General features: G+C 48.5%; 8 protein-coding genes. 6 read left to right on the forward strand and 2 right to left on the reverse strand.

The genetic code is table 11. The annotated features are described in order from the left end of the window. Nucleotides 1-458: 458 nt before the first annotated feature. Together IEY34_RS35525 and IEY34_RS35530 are read left to right on the forward strand one after the other, a co-directional pair. Complete coding sequence (locus IEY34_RS35525; protein WP_189020904.1) at nt 459-1,124, forward strand: GntR family transcriptional regulator; 666 nt, start codon at nt 459-461, stop codon at nt 1,122-1,124. Between the two features lie 73 nt (nt 1,125-1,197). Next, nucleotides 1,198-1,392, forward strand: coding sequence for a YodN-related protein (locus tag IEY34_RS35530; protein ID WP_189020906.1), 195 nt, complete (start codon nt 1,198-1,200; stop codon nt 1,390-1,392). 123 nt (nt 1,393-1,515) lie between these two features. On the opposite strand, the gene IEY34_RS35535 is transcribed toward IEY34_RS35530, so the two are convergent. Beyond that, complete coding sequence (locus IEY34_RS35535; RefSeq protein WP_189020908.1) at nt 1,516-2,115, reverse strand: 50S ribosomal protein L25; 600 nt, start codon at nt 2,113-2,115, stop codon at nt 1,516-1,518. Nucleotides 2,116-2,283: 168 nt separating this feature from the next. Here IEY34_RS35535 and IEY34_RS35540 point away from each other — a divergent pair, with 168 nt between their 5' ends. Beyond that, complete coding sequence (locus IEY34_RS35540; RefSeq protein WP_189020910.1) at nt 2,284-2,574, forward strand: hypothetical protein; 291 nt, start codon at nt 2,284-2,286, stop codon at nt 2,572-2,574. Nucleotides 2,575-2,593: 19 nt separating this feature from the next. Here the strand turns inward: IEY34_RS35540 and IEY34_RS35545 are convergent, their stop codons facing one another. Next, the gene (locus tag IEY34_RS35545; RefSeq protein WP_189020912.1) at nt 2,594-3,454 is read right to left on the reverse strand and encodes an AraC family transcriptional regulator; all 861 of its coding nucleotides are present in this window, start codon (nt 3,452-3,454) and stop codon (nt 2,594-2,596) included. 135 nt (nt 3,455-3,589) lie between these two features. On the opposite strand from IEY34_RS35545, the gene lacZ reads away from it, so the two are divergent. The 3 genes from lacZ to IEY34_RS35560 all read left to right on the forward strand — a co-directional run bounded on the left by lacZ (nt 3,590) and on the right by IEY34_RS35560 (nt 9,461). After that, the gene (gene lacZ / locus IEY34_RS35550) at nt 3,590-6,736 is read left to right on the forward strand and encodes a beta-galactosidase, LacZ type (RefSeq protein ID WP_189020914.1); all 3,147 of its coding nucleotides are present in this window, start codon (nt 3,590-3,592) and stop codon (nt 6,734-6,736) included. 659 nt (nt 6,737-7,395) lie between these two features. Then, entirely contained in the window at nt 7,396-8,298 is a 903-nt protein-coding gene (locus IEY34_RS35555; RefSeq protein ID WP_505817123.1) for an NAD(P)-dependent oxidoreductase, read from the forward strand. A 23-nt stretch (nt 8,299-8,321) separates the two neighbouring features. After that, a complete protein-coding gene (locus tag IEY34_RS35560) occupies nt 8,322-9,461 on the forward strand; it encodes a glycerate kinase (RefSeq protein ID WP_189020917.1) in 1,140 nt (379 codons plus the stop codon). Nucleotides 9,462-10,547 lie beyond the last annotated feature (1,086 nt).

Raw genomic sequence — 10,547 nt, forward strand, 5'->3', positions numbered from 1 at the left:
AAACTGAAGGCAATAGCCGTCAACATCAAGATCATGGTGAGAAAACTGAGTTCCTACAAAGAAGACCCCTTTGTCCGCAGAAAGCCGCGACAGAGGGGTGCTACTGCATACGCAGTGTGAAGCTTCTCGGCAGGTTAAACACCTGTTGGGGAAACAAAATGAGGACTCGCATACGTAAATTTTAAGAATTTCCACAAAATTTGCTAATTGGGAAGTGGGAGGGCTGGATGCAGAATGTTAATCGACGGTCTCTGTAGTTCCGCTATTACCCTCGCAACCCTATTTTTTGCCTAATTAGCGTCCCACAGTTCCCTTACTAGGTTTTGACGCTAAGAAGTGACGGATCTATCAAGGCAGCGAGGTCGTTTCGTTTGCTATGAATCTCGTAGCACTTGCATTCCGCACCTATATCCGATATATTGCATGTAACTATATGTCAATCAAGGAGTAAAGTGCATATGCCCGTGCCTGTCAATTTTTCTACACCCATTCGCCTGTCGGCGAAGGAACGTGCTTTTTCGCAGATCCAGCGATGGATTATCGAGGGGACTTTGCATCCTGGCGAGAAGCTGATCGATGCCGACTTGGCGGAGTCATTGGCTGTGAGTAGGACACCAATCAGAGAGGCATTTCAGTTGTTAGAGGTGCAAGGCTTGGTTGTGATGCAGCCAGGTAAAGAAACACGTGTGACGAACATTGAGAAAAAGGATATCCTGAAAATGTATCCAACTCTTGCGGCATTGCACGCACTGGCTGCTGAATATGCGGCAGCGCATATCGTCCCGCAGCAGATTGAGAAGCTGAAAACGCTGAATCTGCAATTTAGGGAAGCTATCCAAAATGGGGAACCCTATCAAGCTATGGAATTGGACGAACAATTTCATCAAGCTATTATCGAGGCAGCAGACAATAATTACGTAGCTGCGTTCAGCTCTTCGCTGCAAATTCATATTCGACGCTTTAAATATGTCTTTCTCAAACAGCCGGTTACGGGGACTTTAACATCTGTAGAAGAGCATACGGCTATCATCCAGGCCTTGGAAAACGGCGATGCGAATGCCGCGGCTGCAGAAATGAAACAGAATTTTATAAGACCCATGCATGAGCTATATGCCTTTATTTAACATGATAGTTTAATCTCCTACTAATCATATTTTAATGTTTGTGCTCTATCATTGAACTAAGGGAGTGATAGAGATGCCAACTACTTTCTTCAATGAATTTTTAGACACTTATAATGACTACATGAGACTCTATGAAATGTTTGGGGATCATCTGTATGTTGAACAAGCGAATGAAGTGCTCTGTTATTTGCAAATCATGGCTATTAGAAACGAGCAACATCGAGCGATCATATGGAAAATTAATAGTCCGACCATCCATGCGTATTAACGTATTGGCATAAATAAAAGCGCTCAGCCGAGTAATCGGGCACGAGCGCTTTTTGCTTTGGATCTTGACGGATACCATTGCAGTTTCTATGCGTAGAGTTGGTTTGTGGTACATATAAATGTATTAGACGTCGGATGCCACTGCTTCGATTTCTTGTTCCGCTTTGGGCTCGACAGCCTCGTCCAGCTTCTGAATTCCAAGGATAGTTACCAAGATGATTTCCGGATCGGAAAGCACTTCTACATCCTTCGGAATGTCTAGATCAGCAACGGTCAAATGCTCGCCAATTCCTAATTGGCTGACATCCAGGGTCAGATGCTCCGGCAGTTTATCCGGCATACAGCGGATCATGACCTCATTCGTTTCGACCTGCAGGATACCGCCTTCTTTGGTTCCTCGCGCTTCTCCAGTCAAGTGAACCGCTAGAGATGTATCGAGATTTTGTTTCATATCGATTTGCAGAAAATCAATATGCAGCAGCTGTCCAGTCAAGCTGTCCTTCTGGACGTGGTGAACGATAACCGGCTGACTCGTATTGGATGGCAGAGTGACTTGCAAAATCGCATGCGGATTGCGCTTCAGTGATGCGCGGATTTCTTTTTCCGGAACAGTAACATGTTCGGAGTCCATGCGGGAGCTGTAAACCACAGCAGGGATTTGCCCTTGTGCGCGCAGCTTCTTGACAGGTTCGGTTCTTTCGGATAACAAAATCGTTGTACTCATTGTCTAGCACCTCCGTAGCATTTGTAAGAGGGAATTAAGCCCTATCTCTATGTACCCTGAATAGAACCTAGTGAAACAGGCAGCAATTAGGAACTTTTTTTTGTTTTTGGGCTTCTTTATCTTTCAAAATAAGAGTAAAATAGAGGACAAGAGGAGGATTGATAAAGAATGAGTACACTGAAAAGTTTCACTGATTCTGATCAACATATTTCTTTGGAGCTAAGAGATGATCATCTAACTGTACTTCGTTTGTACGGTGAAACATCCATTTACCCTTTCAAAAATATTACTCTTGCCTCTGAACCGATTCCTGAGTATCCGTTGAACCGTGTAGCTCTAACGATTATTGACTTTCATACTGGTGTAACCGATTTCAAATTTTCTTCTAGCAAAACGGATTTTGAGATTTTCGTCCAAAAGCTGTTGGAAGTGCACGGTGAATTCATTCCGAATCACTAGATAAGCTGCCTGCAAAGAACTAACGGGGTTCCTCCTGTTGGTTCTTTTTGCTGTATTGATTGCGAAATACTTCGGGCGTTAAGCCGATGGATTTGCGGAAGGTTGAAATGAAATGAGAAGCATCGAGAAATCCGGTTGCATCGGCAATTTGTTTCACCGTTTGATCGGGTTGGGCGATCAGGAACTCCTTGGACTTCTGCAAGCGAAGCTGCAGCAAGTATTGGTAGGGCGACAGTCCGAATGCTTTGCGGAATAAGGTATTGATATGCTGAGGGCTGACGCCGAGAATTTGTGACATCCATGGCAGCCCAATATCGGAAGAAGCGTAGCTGATCTCCAATTGAAACAGCAAGGGAAGAAGGCGCTCATGGCTTTGAGAGAAGGAGGCGCTTTTGTTGACGTTCCCATGCTTTTTGAGCAGCGTAAGGAATTGATATACCTCGAGCGATCCGTTCATTCCGGTGAAGTCGTAGCTGTAACGGTATTTTTCGTAATAATATTCGTGAATACTAGCCAGAGGGGTATCGGATCCCCAACTAATAGCTGTGGATAAAGGGATTTCGAGCGCATAGACGATGGAGGCGGCCAAAGCGCCGTCGAACGTTACATACCAGGTTGACCACTTGGCGGATGTCACCTTGTATTCGTGTGGCACACCCGCGGGCAGCAGCATTCCCTGATTTTCAGCCAGTTTAACTGCTCCGCTCTCAAGAATAATCTCTCCGCTGCCCTCGATTGTCTGAAGCCAATGGAAGCAGGGATAGCCTTCCTCCCGCTCATAAAATTGCTGGTCATTTTCGTAGCCGACTGTTTCCAGGATGAGGGGAAGCTTGCGATCCGTTTCGGTGATGACGAAAAATTTGCGATAATCAATAGCCATAGTTGAATCATCATCTCTTTCATATTTTAATATCATAAGCGTAGTTTCTTATATTTTAAAAGAATTTATTGTCTTGTACAATAAGAAAGTACTTGAAGATACTTATACTACCTATAGAAGTGAGGAATTCAGCGAATGGCTAATAAATTCGTCTATACAGCACCAGTGAACGGGTACCCAGAGTGGAACAACAACCCGCAGATTTTTCAATTAAATCGAATGGCGGCACATGCCACATTAATACCTTATAAATCCGAAAGCGAAGCGCTCACGGGGAATCGCGAAGCTTCTGATGCTTATCAATCATTAAATGGGACTTGGAAATTCCATTTTGCCGAGAACGCCGAGGGGCGTCCGGAACTGTTTTATCAGAATGAATTTGACAGCTCCGCTTGGGCCGATATGGAAGTGCCTTCCCACTGGCAGCTGCAAGGGTTTGATTTCCCGCAATATACGAACATTATTTACCCTTGGGTGGGTCATGAGGACATTAAGCCTCCTTTTGCACCAGTTAAATATAATCCAGTTGGCTCTTATACGCGCAGCTTCACAGTGCCTGCAGCATGGGCGGAGCAGCCTGTTTATCTCAGCTTTCAAGGGGTAGAATCAGCTTTCTATGTTTGGGTTAATGGTGATTTGGTCGGTTTCAGCCAAGATTCCTTTACACCCGCAGATTTTGATATTACGCCTTACTTGATTGAAGGTGAAAATAAGCTTGCAGTTGAGGTATATCGCTGGAGTGATGCTAGCTGGCTCGAGGATCAAGATTTCTGGCGGCTCAGCGGGATCTTCCGTGATGTCTATCTGTACGCGACACCGGTTACTCATATTGCTGACTTTTTTGTCAATACGGATTTGGATGAAGCTTTTGAAGATGCGCAATTGCGAATTCGAGCGAAGATCAGCAACTATGATACGCTTGGCAAGGGAACACGTAGTGTTGAGGCTCAATTATATGATAGTGCGCTGAAGCCGTTGTGGAGCAAGCCGCTCACAGTTCAAGTGTCTGTGGATGGGGCAGACCTGCAAGAGATAGAACTAACAACCAAAGTTGAACGTCCAGCCAAGTGGAGTGCAGAGAATCCGCAACTTTACACGTTGGTTTTGAGTTTGAAGGATGAGCAGGGTATTCTGCTGGAGACGGAAAGCTGCAAGATCGGATTCCGCAAATTCGAAATCGAAGACGGGCTAATGAAAATCAATGGTGAGCGAGTTGTGTTTAAGGGCGTGAACCGTCATGAGTTTGACACGGACCGCGGTCGCTCGGTAGATAAAGAAGGTATGTTGGCCGATATTTTGTTGATGAAACAATATAATATTAATGCCGTTCGTACCTCACATTATCCGAATAACCCATATTGGTATGAGTTGTGTGATCAATATGGCCTGTATGTCATCGATGAAACCAACCTCGAGACACACGGTTCCTGGACCTATTTGCAGGAAACAGAAGGAGATGCTGTGCCAGGCAGCAAGCCGGAATGGACAGAAGCTGTGCTGGATCGGGCGAATTCGATGCTTCAGAGGGATAAGAATCATCCTTCTATTGTGATCTGGTCACTCGGCAATGAGTCTTTTGGTGGCGATAACTTTATTAAAATGCATGACTTCCTGCGTGAAGCGGATCCTTCCCGAGTCGTTCATTATGAAGGCGTGTTTCACTTCCGCGCATCAGAAGCTTCTTCTGATATTGAGAGCCAGATGTATTCCAAGATTGAGAAAATTGAGGAATATGCCAAAACGAATCCCAAGAAACCATTTATTCTATGTGAGTACAGCCATGCGATGGGGAACTCTTGCGGTAATTTGTCCAAGTATTGGGAGTTATTCGATCAGTACCCCGTTCTGCAAGGTGGATTTATTTGGGATTGGATTGATCAATCGATCCGTACCACAACGGCTGACGGCATCACTTATCAAGCCTATGGCGGTGATTTCGGAGACACGCCGAATGACGGCAACTTCTGCGGCAATGGTCTAATCTTCGCAGACCGAACGGTCTCACCGAAATTATATGAGGTGAAAAAGTGCTACCAGAATGCCAAGTTTGAAGCGGTCGATCTGGCCAAAGGTCAAGTGAAAGTAACGAATCAATTCCTATTCACGGATTTGAATGAGTTTGTATGGACGTGGAGTATCGCTCGCAATGGCGTCCTAGCAGGCGAAGAGAAGCGAGGTCAATTCTCCGTTAAGCCAGGAGAAACAGCTGTTGTCGAGCTTGCTCTGGATAAGTTAGAAGTACTTTCACCGAAGGACGAATTCGTACTGACGATTAGTTTGCAGTTGAATGAAGATACGCTGTGGGCGAAGCAAGGTCATGAAGTCGCCTGGGAGCAGTACGTTCTGCCTGTGAGCAAAGCTGGAAGAGCCTACACTGATCAGTTGACGCAGGCTCAAACGGCTGCTGCCGTATCGGTTGAAGATGCGGTTCTCATTGAAGCCACAGAAACAGGCATTCTTCTGAAAGGCAGCAATTTTACGCTGCAATTCGATAAAGCTACCGGGGATATCACATCGTATGTCTACGAGGGAACATCATTGCTCCTGTCGGGTCCTGTACCTAATTTCTGGCGTGCATATACGGATAATGATCGTGGTAATCAGCATCACATTCGCTGTGCGCCATGGAAAGAAGCAGCTAGTGGCCGAATGCTGGTGAGTCTTCAAGTGAGGAATAACTCGGAAGGTCAGGCTGAAGTGCGTGTGCGCTATGAGTTAGCCACTCAGCCGGCTTCGGATGTTCAATTGGTTTATTCGGTCTCTGCAAATGGAGAGGTAGAAGTTCGCATGGAGCTTACGCCTGGAACGCAATTGCCAGAGATTCCAGAGATCGGCGTCCTGTTCCAACTGGACCGCTCCTTCGAGAACTTGAGCTGGTATGGCCGTGGTCCTCACGAGAACTACTGGGACCGGGCAGTCGGAGCGAAATTGGCTCTTCACAGTGGAACCGTAGAAGAGCAAATGGTTCCTTACCTGCGACCGCAGGAATGCGGAAATAAAACGGATGTGCGTTCAGCTACGTTAACGAATGCCGCAGGCCGCGGGCTCCTGATTACAGGTTTGCCGACCGTGGAGCTGAATGCACTGCCTTATATTCCAACCGAATTGGAAGCCTATGACCATACGTATAAGCTGCCAATAAGCGACAAAGTCGTGGTGCGCGTGAACTACAAGCAAATGGGAGTTGGCGGTGACGATAGCTGGGGCGCGAGAACGCATCCGGAATTCACATTGTTTGCGAATCGAACGTATGCCTATGCTTTCACGTTCAAGGGGATTTAGTTAGTTAAAAAAGCTGCCTCAGGGTTAAGAACCTTAGAGGCGGCTTTTTTTGTTGGCGTCTACCGCAGACTTCTTTGCTTTGGCGGTTTTCGGTCTCGCTGGTTCTCAATGGGCATCATAGTACATCAAAGTTCATCTAAGTTCATCAAAATGCATCAAGGTGCATCAAAGTGCATCTAAGGAACTGTATGATGCTTATAGAGCAGAAAATGGCTGCTTTGGAGATTTAATGAACTGGAATGGCGTTATAGAGCAGCTTTTTGATGAAAAAGTGATCGTTTGCTTGAGATAGCGCATCTGGAAATCGTTAGAATTTCAGAATGAGCGATTTTGATCGAATAAAGGTTATTGAGTTCGTTAGCGGGGCTTGCCTCAAGCTTCATTACGATGGTCTCCTCTGTGGTCATTATCTAACTGGCTGCGACTAGGATGAAAATGGGGATGCATATGGAAGCGGTAATGAAGGACTTGAAAAAGCCGAAGGTTTGGATTCCTTGGATCTGATGGCCCTTCGCATGCTCCTATTAAAATTAACCCTCACCTCCTGATTTACACTTTAGGGCGAAGTACTACGTCTGTCGGTTGTTTGTTTTGCGCAGTAATCAATATTGACCGAAGCCACGGCGGGTGATAAGTTAAAGTTAAAATCGTTTGATGTTTTGGAAAGGTGGAAGAAGAACGTGGTTTTCAATCCGTCGCAAACAGCTATTGGCTTAATTGGTACAGGTGTTATGGGCAAAAGTATGGCAAGCCATTTTATGCAAGCGGGGTATCAAGTACATATTTACAATCGCACGAAATCAAAGGCTCAGGATTTGATCGAACAAGGCGCTCTGTGGCAGGCATCGCCTGGCGAGTTGGCTGAGCAGTGTCAGGTTATTGTAACCATGGTAGGGTTTCCTTCGGACGTGGAAGAGATTTATTTTGGTCAAAACGGGATTCTCGCCCATGTTAAACAAGGAAGTTACTTAGTTGATATGACGACATCGAGTCCAATTCTGGCTAAACGCATCTACGATGAGGCTTTGTCGAAGCAAGTATTTTCCTTGGATGCGCCTGTTTCCGGAGGGGATATCGGTGCCAGAGAAGCTCGCTTATCGATCATGGTTGGCGGAGATCGCGAAGTTTTCGATGGAGTGCTGCCTCTATTAGAAAAGTTGGGCACAAACATTGTGTACCAAGGAGCGGCAGGAGCCGGCCAGCATACCAAAATGTGCAACCAGATCGCCATTGCCAGCAATATGATGGGAGTCGTGGAATCCCTTGTTTATGCGCAAAAAGCGGGACTCGATCCAACGACTGTGCTCAAAAGTATTGAATCCGGCGCTGCGGGCAGCTGGTCATTGAGCAATCTGGCTCCGCGTATCATTGCAGGCAATTTTGCGCCAGGCTTTTATGTGAAGCATTTTATCAAGGACATGAAAATTGCTTTGCAGGTTGCGGATGAAATGAATCTTACATTGCCGGGACTTTCTTTGGCGAAATCACTTTACGAGCAGTTAGCCGCAAGCGGCGAAGAGGATAGCGGTACGCATGCGTTGTTTAAATTAATTTCTAACTAGTCGCAGTGGAAGGAAGAGGCCATTTGAAAATCGTGATTGCACCTGATTCTTTCAAGGGCAGCTTAAGCGCGAGAGAAGCGGCTGCCGCTATCGAACAAGGAATCCTTCTGGCAGCGCCACAAGCGGAAACCGTGCTTATTCCTATGGCCGATGGGGGAGAAGGAACGCGCGATAGTCTGATTAACACTACGCGCGGGGCTACCTATGCGGTCGAAGTGCGTGGTCCGCTTGGTCAAGAGCTAACCGCCGAATATGGTGTTCTTGGAGATGGAATCACCTGTGTGATTGAAATGGCGGACGCGTCGGGCTTATGTTTGATACCGTCCAAACAACGCAATCCGCTGCTGACAACCACCTATGGTACAGGGCAATTGATTAAGCATGCGCTGGATAGCGGCTATCGTGAATTTATTCTTGCTATCGGCGGCAGCGCGACGAATGATGGCGGCGCGGGCATGCTGCAAGCGCTGGGGTTGGAACTGCTCGATGAAGCCGGACAGCCCGTTGGAGTTGGCGGACAAGCACTCTCGCGCATTCGGCAAATCAATGGCACGCGTCTGGATTCGCGAATCCAAGCATCGCGGTTTACGATTGCTTCGGATGTAACGAATCCTTTTATCGGGCCTCGGGGAGCTTCCGCTGTATTTGGCCCGCAAAAAGGCGCGACCCCAGCCATGGTGGCAGAGCTGGATGAAGCTCTTCATCATTGGGCCGACCTGATGAAGCAGCATACCGGCATCGCGGTGCATCATCTGCCGAGTGCGGGGGCAGCAGGTGGGCTAGGCGGCGCTTGCCTGGCTTTCTTCCCATCAACGGTGCGTCCGGGGGTTGAGATTGTTATGGAGAAGACCCAGCTTCACGCTCAGCTGGCTGGTGCTGACCTCGTCATCACGGGAGAAGGGCGAACGGATGCGCAGACAGCTTCAGGCAAAGCGCCGATGGGTCTTGCACAAGCAGCGCAGAGACTGGGGATTCCAGTCTTTGTTCTGGCCGGATCCGTCGGTGACGGCATAGAGGAGCTATATGCGCATGGCATCACGAGCATCCACAGTATCATGGATGGTCCTATGCAGCTCGAGGACGCGATGCAGCGCACGGCCGAACTGCTAGCGCACACAGCGGAGCAGGTGCTTAGGACTTATCTGGCTGGGCGGCATGCCTAGCACAAATGCCCGCGATTCCCGCTGTTTGGGGATCGGGGGTGTTTGTGCTGCGCTTTGCGGGCAGCTGAGTGGACTGTTGCTGCGATGAATGCGCAGCAATGGAGCGTTGATTAAGGAACAGCGTTCGTTGTCAGGGGAGTTCGTGGGGGACCGCGTCGGGGGGCGGGGCGTCAGAAATTCGTCAGAGCTTCTAAGAGAGCTTCTCAGGGAATTCGTCAGAGTTCCTCAGAGAGTTCCTCAGGATGGTTCAATCTGATTGTTGAAAGTCAGATACTTGACCTAACGAACTCAGTAGACTTTATTTGATCAAAAACCATCGAATTGAAGAGTAATACGAACTCCAGATGCGCTAATGCATGCAAAAGTTCATCAATCCATCCATATTCTGCTCCGTAACGCTGATTCAGTTCGTTACAACAAAAAAGATGCCATATTTCCGCGTATAAAGACGATACGGTTCGTTAGAGCATCTGTTGGAATCGATAATGCCTCCTATTTGTTCTAAACACAATTGCAGCTTGAGGATCGTTAGTTGAAGAGGATCGAGGTTCCGCCTCGAGTGTATTTTACCTGCTTTTGTCACAAATAGAGGAACGTCGTTCCTCTATTTCTGCAAATACCGCGATTCTACGTCTCTGAGGGAACTCAGATACGTTATTTCATGGTTTTGGTGTCCCCAATCGCGTTTTCCTAACAGATAGAGGATCATAGTTCCGCCTCCAACACGTTTTCCCTGCTTTTGTCACAAATAGAGGATCGTAGTTCCGCGACATCTAGCACTTGTCACTCCGCGTGCCGCCCTCTGGCTCCCGCCCGCGCCCACCGCGCCCCGCGCCTTCGCGCCCCGCGCCCTGCGCCTCGCGCCCTGCGCCTCGCGCCTCGCGCCCCGCGCCCTGCGCCTCGCGCCCCGCGCCCTGCGCCCCGCGCCCGCGCCCCGCGCCTCGCGCCCCGCGCCCTGCGCCCCGCGCTCTGCGCCCCGCGCTCTGCGCCTCGCGCCTCGCGCCCTGCGCCCCGCGCCCCGCGCCCCGCGCCCTGCGCCCCGCGCCCCGCGCCCTGCGCCTCGCGCCCCGCGCCCCGCGCCTCCCG

The sequence above is a fragment of the Paenibacillus marchantiophytorum genome, assembly GCF_014640555.1.
Taxonomy (GTDB): Bacteria; Bacillota; Bacilli; order Paenibacillales; family NBRC-103111; genus Paenibacillus_E; species Paenibacillus_E marchantiophytorum.